Raw genomic sequence first — 17,480 nt, forward strand, 5'->3', positions numbered from 1 at the left:
TTTTGACTGCATTTGATGAACGTCAGCTTTATCTCCCTTTTATATTACCTAGTTTACTTTAGTATAAAGTCACTGTTGTGTGACTGTTTGTCTCAAGAACATCAACAAAAAACCGTTGAGCCTATTATTTCAGGACACAACGTTTTTTGGTATTTTCTATTTTAAGGGAATACTATCTTTGCATAGCTGCAATATCAATCGCGCTGACTAGAGCGACAACGACGAGTGGATCTACAGAAGGCTCGACGATGTCACACTCATAGCCACCACCTTGTAATAAGCCTTGTTTGCCGATCTCGGCAATAATTTGTCCAGCTTCATCCTTAATCGTGTACTGACGAGTAAGGAATTTGCCCTCTAATTTCCAATCAAGCCCCGAAATAGTAAACTTTGGTGTTACAGAGACAGTCTTTTTCTTGATATTGGCAATTTTGTCGTTACCTTTAAAGATATCATAGTTATAGGTCAAGCCAACTCTTTGCTTAATTTGGGCTAACTCCTTATCAGAAGCGTCTGTAATACTGCTTTTAGCTCCAAACATCAGGTTCTTACTACGAACTTTATAAATCAACGTATCAGCTTCATCGTAAATATCTAAAGCGTGTTTTACCAAGGAACCAGTTAATTGAAAAACTAACTTCATGTTAATCTCCTAAATGAATATTTTTTTATCACTATAGCATAGATTGCTGATAACTGGCAAATGATTTGATTATCAAACGATTTAAAAGTAAGCTACTGTTAGAGTTTTAAGAGAAGATATTAGGAAAATAAAACGCCAAACGTGAGCGTTGCTCAGGTTTGGCGTTTGGATTAGTCAGTAGAGTTGTTTTTCTTTCGGTTAAATAAGGGCAGATCCATATTAGCCATCTTTTCTTCGGAAATTTTCATTCCGTCAGATACCCATTTCACTAAGGTTGAGACAATGGCAGAGCTCCAAAATGAGTTGAGATAAGAATTTGCTTCGCTTGTTTCAGTTGACTGGCATCCCTTATCTGGTTTGCTGAGAAAGTCGGAAACCAGGGCACTCATTTTTTTTTCTAAGTTATGCTGAAAAGCAACACGTAGGAGACGAGCCTCCTTTTTGGCTTCTTGAAAGAGAGTTAGCCAAGAAAATTGGGCATTTGTTTTTTTAGAAGAAGTCTTCACTTCCGTGAACATGCGTCTCACCACTTTATCTAGCATTTCTTCTAGCATCTGTTCTTTAGATTGATAATTGCGGTAAAAGGCATTACGAGAAACACCAGCTTTCTCGACGAGTTCAGAAATTGAAATTTTAGTAAGCTCTTTTTTTTCCATTAAAAATAGTAGAGCTGTCTCTAAAGATTCTCTGGTAATCTGATTGGACTCTTTGTTCCGTTCTTGGAGGTGCTCTGTCGACTTTTTCTTTACTGGCATATTAGACATGACACTTCTCCTTTCTTTGTGACATCACAAGCTTTTTAGTCTACAAATAATAACGATTACATGATATAATTTTAATGATAAACCTCTTAAATGTCAAATTAAAAATGAAGTGATAAAGGGAAAGCTATGACTTGGAAAATTATTGCGGATTCCTCAAGTGAATTCAAGACACTAGATCAACTACCAAATGCTACACAATACGAACGTGTTCCTTTGACGATTTCTGTCGGAGATCAAACCTTTGTGGATGATGCTCAACTCGATATCGACCATATGATGGAAGTGATGTATGCCTCTTCGACAGCAGCCAGCTCAGCCTGTCCTAATACCGAGGATTATCTCCAGTCCTACCAAGGATCTGATAAGATTTTTGTTGTCACCGTTACAGGAACGCTTTCTGGGAGTTTCAATGCTGCCCGGGTTGCAGCAGAAATGTATAAGGAAGACCATCCAGACGCTCGAATACATCTCATTGACTCAAAATCTGCGGGTGGCGAAGTGGACTTGATTGTCTTAGAGTTGAGACGCTTGATTAGTGAAGGCTTATCTTTTGATGAAATTGTTCAAAAGATTACTGACTATCAAAACAAAACGAAGCTTATCTTTGTCTTAGCTAAGGTAGATAACCTGGTCAAAAATGGCCGTCTTAGCAAGGTCGTCGGGGCAGTTGTCGGTCTTCTAAATATTCGCTTGGTTGGTGAAGCAAGTGCTGAAGGAACCTTGGAAATGCTCCAAAAAGCGCGTGGTCATAAAAAATCTGTGACTGCTGCCTACGATGAGATGGTCAAGTCAGGCTATAAAGGTGGCAAAGTGATTATTGCCCATCGAAACAATGTGAAATATGTAGATCAAATCTCTGAGTTGATCACCGCTAACTTTGCTCAAGCAGATATTCAGGCTTATCCTACATCAGGTCTTTGTTCCTTCTATGCGGAAGAAGGCGGTATTCTGATGGGCTATGAAATTTAAGGTAAGTCCTGTAAGAAAACTTAATATTTAAAAAAGTGTCAGTTTAATAATTGACACTTTTTGTGTTCTGTGATAAACTGATGTTAGCTTTAAAACTAACAAAAAGGAGAATGCTATGTTTCAAGGAGAACGTCTCAAGAACTTACGGCAAGAACGCCAACTCAAACAAACAGATATGGCTAGACGTTTGGGGATCAGTCGTGCCTCGTATTTTAATTGGGAATCGGGTAAGACGAGGCCCAACCAAGCTAATTTGAAACGCCTGAGTGAGATTTTAGGTGTGGCAGAGACCTATTTTTTCTACGATGATACGATTACTGAAATTTATACCCAGCTGACTCCTACCAATCAGGAGAAAACAGTAGCTTATGCCAGTGATTTACTAGTTGCACAGAAGGTTACACCTCTTATTGAGCCGACAACTGACGTACCAAAACGAAGATATGCCTACAAGGTCTATGAAAAAATGTCTGCTGGTACAGGATTCAGCTACTTTGGTGACGGTAACTATGACACTGTTTATCACGATGAAGAAATTCCACATGACTTCGCCTCTTATGTTTTTGGGGATTCCATGCTACCGCAATTTTTAAATGGTGAGGTCGCTCTCATACGTCAAGGCTCCTTTGACTATGATGGGGCTATTTATGCTCTTGAATGGGATGGGCAAACCTATATTAAAAAGGTTTATCGGGAGGAAGACGGCCTTCGACTGGTTTCTCTCAATAAAAAATATGCAGATAAATTTGCTCCCTATGATGAAGAACCGCGTATAATCGGTAAGATTGTTGGTCATTTTATGCCGATGGAATTTCAATAATTTAGGAGAGTAAAAGATGGGTTATATCGATTACAGCCGTGAGCCCAGATCAGACATAGCCTTCATTGACATGAAATCCTTTTATGCCAGTGTTGAATGCGTGGCAAGAGGGCTGAACCCCTTAACGACCTCTCTGTGTGTGATGAGTCGCACCGATACCTCCAAAGGATTAATTTTAGCGTCATCACCGACCTTTAAAGCTGTTTTTGGTAAGTCCAATGTAGGAAGGGCCTATGATCTCCCTTTTGATATCGTTACACGAAAATTTAATGTTCAAAAAGCCCGTCAAGAAGGAATCTCTATTACTCGAGAATATGTCGAATTTATTGAAAAATGGGCTCAGAGAACCTTTATTGTCCCACCTAGGATGGATGAGTATATTGCTCAAAATATGCGAATTCAGAAAATCTTTCAAGATTTTGCCAGTCCCAGTGATATTTTACCTTATTCTATTGATGAGGCTTTTATCGATTTAACCGGTTCACTGAACTATTTTATTCCAGAAAAAGACTTGTCGAGGCGTCAAAAATTAGATTTGGTCTCAGATCAGATCCAATATCAAATTTGGAAGGAAACAGGCGTTTATGCGACAGTTGGGATGAGTAATGCTAACCCGCTCTTGGCTAAACTTGCCTTAGATAACGAGGCCAAAAAAACTCGTACAATGAGGGCCAATTGGTCTTATGAAGAGGTTGAATCCAAGGTTTGGACCCTGCCTCATTTAACAGATTTCTGGGGAATTGGGTATCGAACAGCTAAGCGTTTAAATCGTTTGGGCATCTATACCATTAAAGAGCTAGCCAATGCTAACCCAGATAGGCTTAAAGAAGAATTTGGGGTTGTGGGAGTTCAACTTTGGTTTCATGCGAACGGTGTTGATGAGAGTAATGTCCATGAAGTATACAAACCCAAATCTTCAGGTCTGGGAAATGCCCAGATATTGCCCAGAGACTACAACGATCAAAAGGAAATAGAGTTGGTCCTAAAAGAAATGGCCGAGCAGGTTGCAACTCGTCTGCGCAAAAAAGGCAAAAAAACAACCCGCGTCTCTGTCTATGTTGGTTATTCAAGAACAGATAGACAAAAGGCTATCAAGGCGCAAACTACTCTCGATCCGACTGCTTCCACCCGGATTTTAGCTGAAACAGCTGTGCAATTGTTTCGATCCAAGTATCAGGGCGGAGCAGTTAGAAGAATCGGTATTCGCTATTCCTGTTTTGTAGATGCAGCGGTAACCGTCATTTCCTTGTTTGATGATTTAAAGGAATTGGATAAGGAAGACGATTTGCAAGAGACTATTGATCTCATTAGAGAAAAATTTGGTTTTATCTCTGTTCAGAAGGCTAATATGCTGACAAGTGGTTCACGTGTTAAGGCACGCAGTCTGTTAACAGGAGGTCACGCTTCTGGCAGTGCAGGAGGATTGGATGGTTTAAAATGATAGGAAATGTAGATCGTCAGTATTTACCCTTTGACTCTGCTAAAGATTATTACGATAGAGGGATGTTGAAATGGATGGGTTTCTTTTTGTCTGAGTTCAACACAGCCATGGATCACTTTGGGAATCAAATAACTTTATCAGAAGCGCTACCTCTTTCTGAAAAAATGCGAGTCTTAGGTCAATTATATCTTCAAGGGCTAGAGAGTGTTCTTATCTGTCAAAAAGATCAACAGTTAGTCAAGCATCAAGGAATCATCAAGGATATGAACAGCTATTATGTCCTTTTTGAGAGTCAGGAGGGTTATGTGCAGGTTCCTTATGAACGCATTTTAGCAATAGAATTAATTGAGGAAAACCATGGATGAACGACGATACATGCAAAACCAACTTCAGATAGATTTACGATCGGAATCTTTTTATCAATTGCAGGAGGACTTTTACCAATACTCTATTATAGATACGCCGTTAACCTTTTTGATTGATGATATCTTAGCAAGTATGGCTCAACGGCAGAGAAATTACTTTACACTATCAGCTAAAAAAAGTCAAGATGGTCAGGAGCATCGCTTTTATTTCACGGTTTCTAGCTATCCAGAGAATCGTTTAGTTAGACTCTATACCTATGACGGGATGGATAGCAGACTGACTAGAGTTGAGAAGACAGGTTAAATTGGTTATATTTTGAGGCTTGTGCTATAATAAGTCTATTATATTGCGTGGAGGCGTAAGAGTGAAAATAGTCATTGCCGGTGGTGGTAAGGTTGGAGAAGTACTCTGTACAGAGTTAGCTAATCAACACAATGATATTGTTCTTATTGAGAAAAACCCTGATGTTCTAGATTATATGATTGATAACTATGATATCACCGGTCTAGTCGGAAATGGTGCAGCCTACGATATTCAAGTCGAGGCAGGCGTTGAGGATGCGGATGTTTTTATTGCAACAAGTCAATCAGATGAAATAAATATCATTTCTGCCATCATGGCAAGAAAAATTGGAGCGAAACATACCGTAGCTAGAATTCGAAATCCTGAATATGCAACCCAAGTCGATTTTGTCCGTGATAGCTTAGGAATTGATATTCTAATCAATCCAGATTTTTCTGCAGCTAGGGACATTGCTGCCATCATCAAGTATCCGTCCTCCTTGAGTGTTGAAACATTTATGGGTGGGCGCATCAATTTGATAGAATTTGAAATTTCTTCTCAATCTTCCTTAGTCGGTATTCCTTTAAGTGATTACAAAGCGAAATTTGGCACGGTCCGAGTTTGTATTATTCATCGAGGAGACGACATCATGATTCCAAGAGCTGACAGTCGTCTTCAAGCAGGTGATAGAGTCCATGTTGCAGGACTTGTGAAGGATTTAGGGAAGTTCCGTCAATGCCTTTTGGATGATGAACGTCAAAATAGGAGTGTTATGATTGTTGGCGGTGGTCGTATCACTCATTATCTTTTGAAACTATTGACCAAGGAACGTATTGATACTAAGGTTATAGAATTAAATCAAGAAAGATGCGAGATACTGAGTGCAGAGTGGCCAGCAGCAACGATTGTCCAAGGAGATGGGACGGACCCCTCACTTTTGGATGATGAAGGGATAACAGATTATGACGCTTTCGTCTCTTTGACAGGTATTGATGAAGAAAATCTCATCACATCGGTTTATGCTAAACATGCTGGTGTCAAAAAGGTGATTACGAAGATGAACCGAACTAAAATTCTTAAAATTTTAGGAGATATCAGTATCAAGTCTATCATCACCCCAAAACAATTGATTGCCAATGATATTGTAAGATTTATCAGATCCCGTGCCAATGCTCAGGGATCTAATGTAGAAGCCTTATACCGATTAGCAGATAATCAGGTAGAGGCCTTACAGTTTCGGGTCACTAGAGATTCGCGAGTATGTGGGACTCCATTACAGAGTTTGAAACTTCGGAAGGATTTATTAATTGTCAATATTATGCGAGATGAGGAATTAATCTTTCCGAATGGGTCAACCATACTGCAACCTCATGACCGTGTTATTCTGGTAACGACAGATAATCAGCTGACAGATATCAATGATATTTTGGAGGCCTAGGGATGAAGCACTCACTTATTCGTTATTTTATTGGCAAACTATTGCAGGTTGAAGCTGTCTTGCTGGCTCTTCCTTTGATAGTCAGTTTTATCTATCAAGAGAGTAGTCGTCAAAAATTAGCTTATGCCAGTGTCATATTAGGACTTCTTGTTTTAGGCAGCTTATTATCCTTTAAAAAACCACCGCAATTGAGACTCAATGCTCGTGAAGGTATTTTTACTGTAGCTTTGTCATGGATCTGTTTATCGATGTTCGGAGCTCTTCCATTAGTGTTTTCTGGTGAAATACCTAATTTCTTTGATGCTTTTTTTGAGATTGCTAGTGGTTTTACAACAACTGGATCGAGTGTTTTATCTGATTTGTCCACACTGGCGAAATCGTCTTTATTTTGGCGAAGTTTTACCCATCTCATCGGGGGAATGGGGATTCTTGTGTTTACCTTGGCCATTCTTCCAAATTCAGGATCAGATACCGTACAACTGATGCGGGCAGAAGTTCCAGGTCCAGTCTTTGGAAAAATTGTTTCAAAATTAAGTCAGACTGCACGTATCCTGTATACGATTTATGTTTCTCTAACAGCTATTTTAGTCCTTGTCTTGTGCCTATCAGGAGTTCCTCTATTTGATAGTTTATTGCTATCGTTTGGAACTGCAGGAACAGGAGGATTTGGAGTTAATAATGCTGGATTTTCTATTTATCCACATCCAGAGCTAGTAGAGTGGATTATTGGATTAGGAATGCTCTTATTTGGAGTTAACTTTAATCTCTATTATTACATGCTCATTGGATATGGCCTTTCGGCCTTTAAAGATGAAGAATTTAAAACTTATCTAACCCTTGTCGGAGTTGCCACGCTGGCAGTGACGGTTGGCATAACTGGGTTTTATTCTAGCAACTCTGACGCTCTGCGAACAGCATTCTTTAATGTGGCTTCGATTATGACAACAACAGGATTCGCAACAGCAGACTTTAATCAATGGCATCTAATTACTCAGATGATTCTTATCCTATTGATGTTTATTGGTGGGAGTGCTGGTTCAACTGCTGGAGGACTCAAGGTAACTCGAATTATCATTTATGCTAAGATGGCGCTAGCAGAATTGCGCCGAGTTGGTCAGCCTCGTCGTGTTGTATCTCTCCGGTTCAACCAAAAAGTCATTGAAAAATCTACTCAGGTAAATCTTAGTCATTATCTGCTTATCTATATTGTCGTATTCATATTGATATTGTTTAGTGTTGCATTGGAGTCCAAGGACTTTACGACTGCCTTTACAGCTGTAGCTGCAACTTTTAATAATATTGGTCCAGGTTTAGGAGAAGTTGGACCGCTGGCCAATTTCTCTGCTTATTCCAATTGGAATAAGTTAGTTCTAACTTTTTCCATGTTGGCAGGTCGTTTAGAAATCTACCCTATTTTAATTCTTTTTGCACCAGCAACGATAAAAGGATTATTTAAGCAAAAAAATTAAAATATTATTGATGGTTGCCTAGTGTTTATTGGCAACCGCTTTTTTATTTTATGGTACAATACAGTTAGTAACTCTACCATCAAAAGGAGATTTAAAATGGAAAAAATCAGACTCGGACAATTCGATTTAGAAGTGTCACGTTTAGCCCTCGGTTGTATGCGATTAGCTGGTGTAGATTTGGAAAAAGCCAAGGAAGTAATCAAGACCAGTCTTGACTTAGGTATTAACTTTTTTGACCATGCCGATATTTATGGTGGCGGGCAGTCAGAAGTTCTCTTTGGGCAAGCTATCAAGGAGTTAGGCGTTAAACGGGAAGACATCATCATTCAGTCAAAATGTGGGATCCGCCGAGGCTTCTTTGACTTCTCAAAAGACTACATTCTGGAATCTGTTGATGGCATTTTAGAACGCCTACAGACAGACTATTTGGATGTCTTGGTCTTGCATCGCCCAGATGCTCTCTTAGAACCTGAAGAAGTTGCTGAAGCTTTTAAAACATTAAAAGCTAGTGGTAAAGTGCGTTATTTTGGGCTTAGCAATGTCAATAGCTACCAGATTGAGTTGCTCCAAAGTTATCTGGATGAGCCACTCTTAGTTAACCAATTGCAACTCAGCATTGCCCACACTCCGATGATTGATGCTGGTCTTCAGGTCAATATGCTGACTGATGGCGGCGTTAACCGTGATGGCAGTGTTCTAGATTACTGCCGTCTAAAAAAGATTACCATTCAGACATGGTCACCGTTTTTGATTGCACTTGACAAGGGAACTTTCTTTGGTCATCCTGACTACGCAGAATTAAACGCTGTGCTGGAAGAATTAGCCACTGAAAAGGGCGTTGCTCCTGAAACCATTGCCATCGCTTGGATTCTGCGTCATCCTGCTAAAATGCAGGCCATTATTGGTTCTATGACACCAGAACGTCTTGAAAATGTGGCCAAGGCCTGTGATATTGAGCTAACGCGTCAAGAATGGTACAAGCTTTACCTGTCAGCTGGAAATATTTTGCCATAAAACGCGTCGAAATGTTATAACTGTTTATCCGGACAGACTCTTACTTTTAAGCAATCTTTTGGATTTCTATGTTTTAACGACGAAGACTTGTGATTGCTGTAGAAAAAAATACAGCTATCAACAGTTAAGTGCACTATGATGAAAGAATTTTCAATTTTAAACCTGCAACCCAGTCAGTTTTACCTATCTGAGGCAAAACTTGAAACCATTTGTACCTGGTTTCAAGCAGATGATTTAAGCCAATTTGAACCTATTTCTATTAAACAAATAGATGACCAGTGGATTATTGTCGATGGGCATTCACGGCTTTTTGTGGCCTATCAACAAGGTTTGGAAATGATACCTGTTCAACTTGAGCAGGAAGACTGGAACTGGGACTTTTATCGTTTTTGTATCCAAGCTACAAAGGATAAAGGAATAACCTCTATTGCAGACTTAGGAACAGAGATTCTAACTGCAGTGGATTACGACACACTATGGATAAACTGGTGTGATAAACTATATGACCGTTATTTCTCGAAAGGAAACCACAAGTGAATACCATTGATTACATTACAAAACTGACCACTACCCCATCACCAACAGGCTATACTAAGGAAATCATGGCTTTCATCATGGCTGAAACTCAAGATTTTGGCTATGAACCAATTTTGACTCCTAAAGGTGGCGTCTTGGTCACAGTTGCTGGGGCAAACGATGCCGAGCACCGCTTTATCACAGCGCATTTAGATACCTTAGGTGCTATGGTACGGGCCATTAAGCCAGATGGCCGTCTCAAGATGGACTTGGTTGGAGGCTTTGTCTACAACGCCATCGAGGGTGAAAACTGCACCGTACATATCAGCAAGACCGGCAAAACTGTATCGGGAACCATGTTGATGCACCAAACCAGTGTTCATGTCTATCGTGATGCAGGTACAGCAGAGCGTAATCAAGCCAATATGGAAGTGCGTCTAGACGAAAAAGTAACGTCTGCTGAGGAAACACGTTCCTTGGGCATTGAAGTCGGGGATTTTATCTCCTTTGACCCACGAACTATCGTGACGGAGAATGGCTTCATCAAGAGCCGCCACTTGGACGATAAGGTCAGCGCAGCCATCATGCTCCATCTCTTGAAGCAATACAAGGAAGACGGTATCAGCTTACCTTACACGACGCACTTCTATTTCTCAAACAATGAAGAAATCGGTTACGGTGGCAATTCCAATATTGATTCTAAGGTGGTTGAATATCTGGCGGTTGACATGGGAGCCATGGGGGATGACCAGCAGACTGATGAGTACACGGTATCTATCTGTGTCAAAGACGGATCAGGACCTTATCATTTTGAACTGCGTCAGCACTTGGTTAGCCTCTGTAAGAAGAATGATATTCCGTATAAGTTAGACATTTATCCCTATTATGGTAGTGATGCGTCTGCGGCTATGCGAGCGGGAGCAGATGTTCGCCATGCCCTTTTAGGAGCTGGGATTGAGTCCAGCCATTCTTATGAGCGGACCCATGAAGATTCCGTAAAAGCAACCGAATCCCTGGTTGATGTTTACCTCAGAAGTGACATGCTTGACTAAAATTCACACAGGGAACTCTCCATAAAAGAAATGGATGACTTTCCTTTTCGTAATTTGTTAATTTTTGAGCATAAACATTGTAAGCGGTAACTGATTATAGTATAATAGAACATGTAAAATTATATTTTATGAAAGTAGGAACTTTTAATGAGTAAAATCGTTGTTGTTGGTGCTAACCACGCTGGTACTGCATGTATCAAAACTATGTTGACAAACTACGGTGATGCTAACGAAATCGTCGTATTTGACCAAAACTCAAATATTTCATTCTTGGGTTGTGGTATGGCTCTTTGGATTGGTGAGCAAATCGCCGGTGCTGATGGCTTGTTCTACTCAGACAAAGAAGAATTGGAATCACTTGGTGCAACAGTTTACATGGAGTCTCCAGTACAACACATCGACTACGATGCGAAAACTGTGACAGCTCTTGTAGACGGTAAAGAGCATGTTGAATCGTACGAAAAATTGATCTTTGCTACTGGTTCACAACCAATCTTGCCTCCAATCAAAGGTGCAGAATTCAAACCAGGTTCATTGGAATTTGAATCAACTCTTGAAAACCTTCAATTCGTTAAATTGTATCAAAACTCTGCTGATGTTATCGAACGTTTGAAAGACAAAGACATCAATAAAGTAGCAGTAGTTGGTGCTGGTTACATCGGTGTTGAGCTTGCTGAGGCCTTCCAACGCAAAGGTAAAGAAGTTATCCTTATCGACGTTGTTGACACTTGTCTGGCTGGTTACTACGACCGTGACCTTAGCGATATGATGGCTAAGAACATGGAAGACAACGGCATCCAATTAGCATTCGGTGAAACAGTGAAAGAAGTTGCTGGTAACGGTAAAGTTGAAAAAATCATCACTGACAAGAACGAATACGATGTTGACATGGTTATTCTTGCAGTAGGTTTCCGTCCAAACACTGCCTTCGCGGGTGACGAAATCGAGCGTTTCCGCAATGGTGCTTTCCTTGTTAACAAACGTCAAGAAACTTCTATTCCAGGCGTATACGCTATCGGTGACTGTGCGACAATCTATGACAACGCAACTCGCGACACAAGCTACATCGCTCTTGCTTCAAATGCCGTTCGTACTGGTATCGTAGCAGCACACAACGCTTGTGGTACGGATCTTGAAGGTATCGGTGTTCAAGGTTCAAACGGTATCTCTATCTACGGTCTTAACTTGGTATCAACTGGTTTGACACTTGAAAAAGCAAAACGTCTTGGCTTTGATGCAGCTGTAACGGAGTACACTGACAACCAAAAACCAGAATTCATGGAGCATGGTAACTTCCCAGTTACAATCAAGATCGTTTACGATAAAGATTCTCGTCGTATCCTTGGTGCACAAATGGCAGCGCGTGAAGATATCTCTATGGGTATCCACATGTTCTCACTTGCTGTACAAGAAGGCGTGACAATCGAGAAATTAGCATTGACTGATATCTTCTTCTTGCCACACTTTAACAAACCATATAACTACATTACAATGGCAGCCTTAAACGCTGAGTAATCTTAAAAAACCTGATTCGTCAGGTTTTTTCTTTTGGTCATGATTTTTGATATAATAGACAAAAGAAAAAAGCAGAAGGACTAAGACATGAATCAAATCAAATGCCCCCATTGTGGGACGGCCTTTCAGGTCAATGAAACGGAATATAGTGAACTGTTAAGCCAGGTGAGAACGGCTGAATTTGAACAGGAGGTCCACGACCGTCTCAGTCGCGAGGTGGCGCTAGTTGAGGCCAAGGCCCAAAATACCCAGCAGCAGGCTCTGGGTGAGAAGGAGGCTGAAATCCAGTCCCTGAAAGCTCAAATCGCTCAGTTTGATACCCAGCAAGCCTTGGCAATCAAGGAAACAGAGCAGTCCTTGGCTGAGCAGGTAGCAGAGCGTGAGAAGGAAATCCAAGGTCTGCAAAACCAGCTAGAAACCCTGAAACTCAGCCACCAGAACCAACTTCAAGCCTCCTTGACCGCCCTTGAAAAGGAGCTGGATGCTGTCCAAAGTCGATTGGCATTGCAGGAAAAAGAAAGTGAGCTGTCGCTGGCTGCGGTGAAGAGCGATTATGAAAATCGTTTAAAAGCTGCAAATGAGCAGGTGGATTTTTATAAGAATTTCAAGGCCCAGCAGTCTACCAAGGCTATCGGTGAGAGCCTGGAAGCCTATGCTGAAGCTGAGTTTAATAAGGTTAGAAGCTATGCCTTTCCCAAGGCCTTTTTCGGCAAGGATAATCAGGTGTCTGAGACGGGCTCTAAGGGGGACTTTATCTTTCGCGAGACGGATGACAATGGCGTGGAGCTGCTGTCTATCATGTTCGAGATGAAAAACGAGGCGGATACGACCAAGACCAAGCACAAAAACGCAGACTTTTTCAAGGAACTGGACAAGGACCGGCGCGAGAAGAAGTGCGAGTATGCGGTCTTGGTGACCATGCTGGAGGCGGACAATGACTACTATAACACCGGCATCGTCGATGTCAGCCACGAGTACGAGAAGATGTATGTGGTGCGCCCGCAGTTCTTTATCCAGCTGATCGGTCTTTTGCGAAATGCTGCGCTAGGAGCGCTCCAGTACAAGCAGGAGCTGGCTTTGGTCAGGGAGCAACATATCGACATCACCCACTTTGAATCGGATTTGGAAGCCTTCAAAACAGCCTTTGCCAAGAACTACCAGTCAGCTTCGGTCAACTTTGGTAAGGCTATCGAGGAGATTGATAAGGCTATCAAGCGCATGGAGGAAGTCAAACGTTTCTTGACCACCTCTGAAAACCAACTCCGCTTGGCCAATAATAAACTGGACGATGTGTCGGTCAAAAAACTGACCCGCAAAAACCCGACCATGAAAGCCAAGTTTGAGGCTTTGAAAGACTAGCCAATAGTTCCGAGAAGGAGAAAGTGATGTCCCATATTCGCCAAGCTACTTCAACAGATGTGCCAGCCTTGCTCCCGCTCTATGAGGCATTAGGCTATGTCATGACAGAGGAGGAATTGTCTGAACAGCTTCATCACCTGTTCAAACACCCTGACTATGGGCTTTTGGTCCTTGATCAGGGCGGGGATTTACTGGGCTTTCTGGGCTATGCCAAACTTTACTACTTTGAACGGTCAGGGCATTATTATCGGATTTTAGCCATGGTTGTGGCTGAACGAGCAAGGCGACAGGGAGTGGCTACGCAGTTGCTGGATGCTTTAAGAGCGCAAGCCATATCAGACGGGGCAAGTGCCTTAGCTCTCAACAGTGGCATCGGGAATCATCGCCAAGCTGCGCATGCTTTTTATCAAAGCTATGGTTTTGAACAAGGAAGTTTGGGTTTTGCTTTAGATATAGAGGAGGAAAAGGATGGGCAAACAAGCACCTAAAACCAGGCCAGTTGAGCCGTCTACACCGCAGGTAAGTCCAGAGTTGCAGTTGCTTATAGAAGAAGCCTATACTCTATTTGCCTGTGAGTTACAGAGACCTCTTGACCTCTGTACCTGTCCTGTCTGTATTTCAGAAGACAATCTGGAGCGTCTGGAGACAGAGGATGTCCACCAAATCAGCAAGGAATTGATGTTTGAGTATCTGGATGCGGTTCGAAATGAGGATGGTGATGATCAGATAAGACATTTTTTGCCACGGATTTTAGAACTGATTGCCCGTTATGACTATATCAGGATTGATGATTCTCTCAATCTGGATAGGTGTCATTTTGAAAAGAAGGGGTGGAGTTCTGAGGAATTGGACTTTATGGGGCGATTTTCCCGCCAGTTTATCATCGATACCATCAATCTGTCCTCTACAAGAGCAGATGCAATCGCTGTTTATCTGACTATGTTTGATTTGGCAGGTCTTGAGACTAGTCACCTGTTAGATTTGAAGCTTTGGCTAGAAGATACTGACCAGATGAGTTCCTTGTGGGCTTTAGAAGAGATTTACTATTATTTTACCAAGGATTATGCCTGCTTTGACTATAGCTTTTCTGTCAATCCGTCATTTAATAAACAGATGACAGACTGGTTGAGTAGCCAGGCGTTAGCGCAAGGGTTCTTACCTGTTTTAGAGGCCTATCTGTTATCAGATAGCCCATTGACCAGTGAGGAGGAGTATCGGTTGGAGCAACTCTATCGGGTCTTTGAAGGTCAAATTAATTCTTAAGTTCTTTTTGCAATTTACCAAGAAGCTTTTTTTGACAAATCGCCAACCAACTATAAACTAGGAAATACGGAGAATGGAAGACTACCCAGGTTATAAACAGCCGACACTCCATTGGTCAAAATCGCTGCTACAGCCTTGTTGTTCTAGAAATTTTTGTAACCTAGGTAGCCTCATCCCGAAAGTTGGTCTGAAAATGAGATATTTCACTTCATAGGGATTAACTCATATTCGCTTTAGTTGGGAACTGGGCTTTTTGTGGTATAATACATTTATGATTTCAGGAGTTATTAACGTTAAAAAAGAAGCAGGCATGACCAGTCACGATGTGGTGTTTAAATTGCGTCGCATTTTACAGGAAAAGAAAATTGGTCATGGGGGAACGTTAGATCCCGATGTGACTGGAGTTTTACCAGTTGCGGTTGGAAAAGCAACTCGCATGATTGAGTTTATGCAAGAAGAAGGCAAGGTCTACGAGGGGGAAGTGACCCTTGGTTTTTCAACCACAACTGAGGATGCTTCAGGAGAGGTTGTGGAGCGTTCAGTTTTACCGGAGAATCTCTCAGAAGAGTTAATTGACCAGATGATGGCGACCTTTGAGGGGGAAATCTCACAAATCCCACCCATGTACTCAGCTGTGAAGGTTAATGGCCGTAAACTTTACGAATACGCCCGTGCGGGGGAAACGGTTGAGCGTCCCGTTCGCCAGGTGACCATAACGGAGTTTGTCCGGACTAGTCCGCTTACGATAGCAGATGGCCTGGCTAGCTTTGATTTTAAAGTGACTTGTAGCAAAGGAACCTATGTCCGAACCTTGGCGGTTGATTTGGGGGCGAAGTTAGGTCTTGCCAGTCACATGTCACGCTTGGTTAGAACGTCAGCTTCTGGCATGGAGATTGATCATGCTTTGACTCTAGAAGAAATATCTACCCTTGTTTCCCAAGATGATTGGTCTTTTCTCCTTCCTATAGAATCAGCGGTTGGTGATTTGCCAAGGTACACCTTATCTCAGGAGCAAATCGAGGATGTCAGTCATGGCCGTTTTATCACAGTCGAGTCGGAGGAGTCTATCTTGGCCGCGTTTGCCGGTGAGAATTTATTAGCAATTTTAGAAAAACGTCAGGACAGTTACAAACCTCGAAAGGTCTTCAAAGACTAAGTTATGTTAGAATAGAAATTATGAAAGTTTACAATATTAACGATTATAAAGATATCCACCAAGAGCAAGACACCGTCCTTGTTCTTGGTTATTTTGACGGGCTTCATTTAGGGCATCAGGCTCTGTTTGCTGAAGCGAGAAAGATAGCAAAAACTAACCATTTGCGGGTAGCAGTCCTCACCTTTCCAGAGTCTCCAAAGTTGGCTTTTGCTCGTTTTGAGCCTGATTTGCTTCTGCATTTAAATAGTCCAAAGGAAAGACTAGCCCGCTTTGAGGCGGCTGGAGTTGATGATCTCTATTTGATTGATTTTACAGGAGAGTTTGCCAGAACCAATTCTTCTGACTTTATGGACCAATATATTCATAGTCTTAGGGCTAAGGCCATTGTGACAGGTTTTGACTACCGTTTTGCTAGTGACCAAAAGGATGGCAACTATCTCAGAAGTGTCTTTGATGGCCAAGTGATTGTGGTTCCTGAGCAGGACTTGGATGGAAAAAAAATCTCATCGACACGTATTCGGCAGGCTATTTTATCAGGTAATATGCTTGAAGCCAATAGATTACTCGGATACCCATATACTACTCACGGGATTGTTGTTCATGGGGATGCTAGGGGTCGAACAATTGGGTATCCAACAGCTAATCTAGCGCTTTTAGATAGGGTTTATCTTCCAGCAGACGGCGTTTACGTAGCGGATGTGGTAATTGGTTCAACAGCCTATCGAGCTATGGCTAGTATTGGCAAAAATGTGACGTTTGACGGGACAGAACTAAGGATTGAGGCCCATATCTTTGGATTTGATGGTAACCTATACGGTCAGAAAATCAGTATTCAATGGCTCGATCATATTCGTGAGATGGTCAAGTTTGAAAGTATTGAAGCCTTAAGTCAACAGTTAGAGGAAGACGCTAAAATAGCCAGAGGATGGCAGGCATAAATTCACAAAAAAGTCTAGCAAAATGCTCTTAATTATTGTATAATAATATTAGTAAGTATGAGGATGAAGCTATGATAACCCTATTTTTATCACCGAGTTGTACCTCTTGTCGCAAGGCAAGAGCTTGGTTGACAAAGCATAATGTTCCTTTTAGGGAGCATAATATTATGACAAGCCCTTTAACGGCTGACGAATTGAGACATATCCTATCTTTAACAGAAAATGGTACAGATGATTTGATTTCAACACGATCAAAAATCTTTCAAAAATTAAATGTCGATGTCGATGACTTATCCATATCAGAATTAATCAATCTTATTGAGACATATCCTAGCCTTCTGCGTCGTCCTATTTTGTTAGACCAAAAAAGGATGCAAATTGGCTTCAATGAAGATGAGATCAGAGCCTTCTTGTCGAGAGATTACCGTAAGCAAGAGCTTAAAAATGCTACCTTAAAGGCAGAAATTGGATAAGA

General features: G+C 41.4%; 19 protein-coding genes. 17 read left to right on the forward strand and 2 right to left on the reverse strand.

Annotation, left to right across the window (positions count from 1 at the left end; all coding sequences use genetic code 11):
* Positions 1-172: 172 nt before the first annotated feature.
* A complete protein-coding gene (locus ACVRYP_RS00265) occupies positions 173-643 on the reverse strand; it encodes an LURP-one-related family protein (RefSeq protein ID WP_447466823.1) in 471 nt (156 codons plus the stop codon).
* A gap of 170 nt (positions 644-813) precedes the next feature.
* Positions 814-1,407, reverse strand: coding sequence for a TetR/AcrR family transcriptional regulator (locus ACVRYP_RS00270; RefSeq protein WP_447466824.1), 594 nt, complete (start codon positions 1,405-1,407; stop codon positions 814-816).
* A 126-nt stretch (positions 1,408-1,533) separates the two neighbouring features.
* Here ACVRYP_RS00270 and ACVRYP_RS00275 point away from each other — a divergent pair, with 126 nt between their 5' ends.
* The 17 genes from ACVRYP_RS00275 (at position 1,534) to ACVRYP_RS00355 (ending at position 17,478) form a co-directional block, all read left to right on the forward strand.
* Complete coding sequence (locus ACVRYP_RS00275; RefSeq protein WP_447466825.1) at positions 1,534-2,376, forward strand: DegV family protein; 843 nt, start codon at positions 1,534-1,536, stop codon at positions 2,374-2,376.
* A 115-nt stretch (positions 2,377-2,491) separates the two neighbouring features.
* Positions 2,492-3,196, forward strand: a complete 705-nt coding sequence (locus ACVRYP_RS00280; RefSeq protein ID WP_447466826.1) for an XRE family transcriptional regulator — start codon at positions 2,492-2,494, stop codon at positions 3,194-3,196.
* A 16-nt stretch (positions 3,197-3,212) separates the two neighbouring features.
* On the forward strand, positions 3,213-4,637 hold the full coding sequence (locus ACVRYP_RS00285; protein ID WP_447466827.1) for a Y-family DNA polymerase: 1,425 nt from the start codon (positions 3,213-3,215) through the stop codon (positions 4,635-4,637).
* Positions 4,634-5,002 (forward strand): hypothetical protein, encoded by a 369-nt coding sequence (locus tag ACVRYP_RS00290; RefSeq protein WP_447466828.1) that lies wholly within the window; start codon positions 4,634-4,636, stop codon positions 5,000-5,002. The genes ACVRYP_RS00285 and ACVRYP_RS00290 overlap by 4 nt, the downstream gene beginning before the upstream one ends.
* Complete coding sequence (locus tag ACVRYP_RS00295; RefSeq protein WP_447466829.1) at positions 4,995-5,306, forward strand: DUF5960 family protein; 312 nt, start codon at positions 4,995-4,997, stop codon at positions 5,304-5,306. The genes ACVRYP_RS00290 and ACVRYP_RS00295 overlap by 8 nt, the downstream gene beginning before the upstream one ends.
* A 61-nt stretch (positions 5,307-5,367) precedes the next feature.
* On the forward strand, positions 5,368-6,723 hold the full coding sequence (trkA, locus tag ACVRYP_RS00300; RefSeq protein WP_447466830.1) for a Trk system potassium transporter TrkA: 1,356 nt from the start codon (positions 5,368-5,370) through the stop codon (positions 6,721-6,723).
* Positions 6,724-6,725: 2 nt separating this feature from the next.
* The gene (locus tag ACVRYP_RS00305; RefSeq protein WP_447466831.1) at positions 6,726-8,192 is read left to right on the forward strand and encodes a TrkH family potassium uptake protein; all 1,467 of its coding nucleotides are present in this window, start codon (positions 6,726-6,728) and stop codon (positions 8,190-8,192) included.
* Between the two features lie 96 nt (positions 8,193-8,288).
* Positions 8,289-9,206 carry an aldo/keto reductase gene (locus tag ACVRYP_RS00310; RefSeq protein WP_447466832.1) on the forward strand — a complete coding sequence of 306 codons (918 nt, stop codon included), beginning with the start codon at positions 8,289-8,291 and terminating at the stop codon, positions 9,204-9,206.
* Between the two features lie 135 nt (positions 9,207-9,341).
* The gene (locus ACVRYP_RS00315) at positions 9,342-9,743 is read left to right on the forward strand and encodes a hypothetical protein (protein ID WP_447466833.1); all 402 of its coding nucleotides are present in this window, start codon (positions 9,342-9,344) and stop codon (positions 9,741-9,743) included.
* Entirely contained in the window at positions 9,740-10,774 is a 1,035-nt protein-coding gene (locus ACVRYP_RS00320; protein ID WP_447466834.1) for a M42 family metallopeptidase, read from the forward strand. Before ACVRYP_RS00315 ends, ACVRYP_RS00320 begins: the two co-directional genes overlap by 4 nt.
* A gap of 147 nt (positions 10,775-10,921) precedes the next feature.
* Entirely contained in the window at positions 10,922-12,289 is a 1,368-nt protein-coding gene (gene nox, locus ACVRYP_RS00325; RefSeq protein ID WP_447466835.1) for a H2O-forming NADH oxidase, read from the forward strand.
* 87 nt (positions 12,290-12,376) lie between these two features.
* Positions 12,377-13,648, forward strand: coding sequence for a DUF2130 domain-containing protein (locus ACVRYP_RS00330; protein ID WP_447466836.1), 1,272 nt, complete (start codon positions 12,377-12,379; stop codon positions 13,646-13,648).
* 26 nt (positions 13,649-13,674) lie between these two features.
* Entirely contained in the window at positions 13,675-14,136 is a 462-nt protein-coding gene (locus tag ACVRYP_RS00335) for a GNAT family N-acetyltransferase (RefSeq protein ID WP_447466837.1), read from the forward strand.
* Complete coding sequence (locus ACVRYP_RS00340; RefSeq protein ID WP_447466838.1) at positions 14,117-14,911, forward strand: hypothetical protein; 795 nt, start codon at positions 14,117-14,119, stop codon at positions 14,909-14,911. The genes ACVRYP_RS00335 and ACVRYP_RS00340 overlap by 20 nt, the downstream gene beginning before the upstream one ends.
* Before the next feature lie 271 nt (positions 14,912-15,182).
* The gene (gene truB / locus ACVRYP_RS00345; RefSeq protein WP_447466839.1) at positions 15,183-16,067 is read left to right on the forward strand and encodes a tRNA pseudouridine(55) synthase TruB; all 885 of its coding nucleotides are present in this window, start codon (positions 15,183-15,185) and stop codon (positions 16,065-16,067) included.
* 20 nt (positions 16,068-16,087) lie between these two features.
* Positions 16,088-17,005 carry a bifunctional riboflavin kinase/FAD synthetase gene (locus ACVRYP_RS00350; protein ID WP_447466840.1) on the forward strand — a complete coding sequence of 306 codons (918 nt, stop codon included), beginning with the start codon at positions 16,088-16,090 and terminating at the stop codon, positions 17,003-17,005.
* 71 nt (positions 17,006-17,076) lie between these two features.
* On the forward strand, positions 17,077-17,478 hold the full coding sequence (locus tag ACVRYP_RS00355; protein ID WP_447466841.1) for a Spx/MgsR family RNA polymerase-binding regulatory protein: 402 nt from the start codon (positions 17,077-17,079) through the stop codon (positions 17,476-17,478).
* Positions 17,479-17,480: the final 2 nt, after the last annotated feature.

The sequence above is a fragment of the Streptococcus rifensis genome, assembly GCF_053203525.1.

Excerpts from the sequence above, each read along its gene's own strand:
- ACVRYP_RS00265 (WP_447466823.1), bottom strand. The coding sequence starts at position 643 with ATGAAGTTAGTTTTTCAATTAACTGGTTCCTTGGTAAAACACGCTTTA.
- ACVRYP_RS00270 (WP_447466824.1), bottom strand. The coding sequence starts at position 1,407 with ATGTCTAATATGCCAGTAAAGAAAAAGTCGACAGAGCACCTCCAAGAA.
- ACVRYP_RS00275 (WP_447466825.1), top strand. The coding sequence starts at position 1,534 with ATGACTTGGAAAATTATTGCGGATTCCTCAAGTGAATTCAAGACACTA.
- ACVRYP_RS00280 (WP_447466826.1), top strand. The coding sequence starts at position 2,492 with ATGTTTCAAGGAGAACGTCTCAAGAACTTACGGCAAGAACGCCAACTC.
- ACVRYP_RS00285 (WP_447466827.1), top strand. The coding sequence starts at position 3,213 with ATGGGTTATATCGATTACAGCCGTGAGCCCAGATCAGACATAGCCTTC.
- ACVRYP_RS00290 (WP_447466828.1), top strand. The coding sequence starts at position 4,634 with ATGATAGGAAATGTAGATCGTCAGTATTTACCCTTTGACTCTGCTAAA.
- ACVRYP_RS00295 (WP_447466829.1), top strand. The coding sequence starts at position 4,995 with ATGGATGAACGACGATACATGCAAAACCAACTTCAGATAGATTTACGA.
- ACVRYP_RS00305 (WP_447466831.1), top strand. The coding sequence starts at position 6,726 with ATGAAGCACTCACTTATTCGTTATTTTATTGGCAAACTATTGCAGGTT.
- ACVRYP_RS00310 (WP_447466832.1), top strand. The coding sequence starts at position 8,289 with ATGGAAAAAATCAGACTCGGACAATTCGATTTAGAAGTGTCACGTTTA.
- ACVRYP_RS00315 (WP_447466833.1), top strand. The coding sequence starts at position 9,342 with ATGATGAAAGAATTTTCAATTTTAAACCTGCAACCCAGTCAGTTTTAC.
- nox (WP_447466835.1), top strand. The coding sequence starts at position 10,922 with ATGAGTAAAATCGTTGTTGTTGGTGCTAACCACGCTGGTACTGCATGT.
- ACVRYP_RS00330 (WP_447466836.1), top strand. The coding sequence starts at position 12,377 with ATGAATCAAATCAAATGCCCCCATTGTGGGACGGCCTTTCAGGTCAAT.
- ACVRYP_RS00335 (WP_447466837.1), top strand. The coding sequence starts at position 13,675 with ATGTCCCATATTCGCCAAGCTACTTCAACAGATGTGCCAGCCTTGCTC.
- ACVRYP_RS00340 (WP_447466838.1), top strand. The coding sequence starts at position 14,117 with ATGGGCAAACAAGCACCTAAAACCAGGCCAGTTGAGCCGTCTACACCG.
- truB (WP_447466839.1), top strand. The coding sequence starts at position 15,183 with ATGATTTCAGGAGTTATTAACGTTAAAAAAGAAGCAGGCATGACCAGT.
- ACVRYP_RS00350 (WP_447466840.1), top strand. The coding sequence starts at position 16,088 with ATGAAAGTTTACAATATTAACGATTATAAAGATATCCACCAAGAGCAA.
- ACVRYP_RS00355 (WP_447466841.1), top strand. The coding sequence starts at position 17,077 with ATGATAACCCTATTTTTATCACCGAGTTGTACCTCTTGTCGCAAGGCA.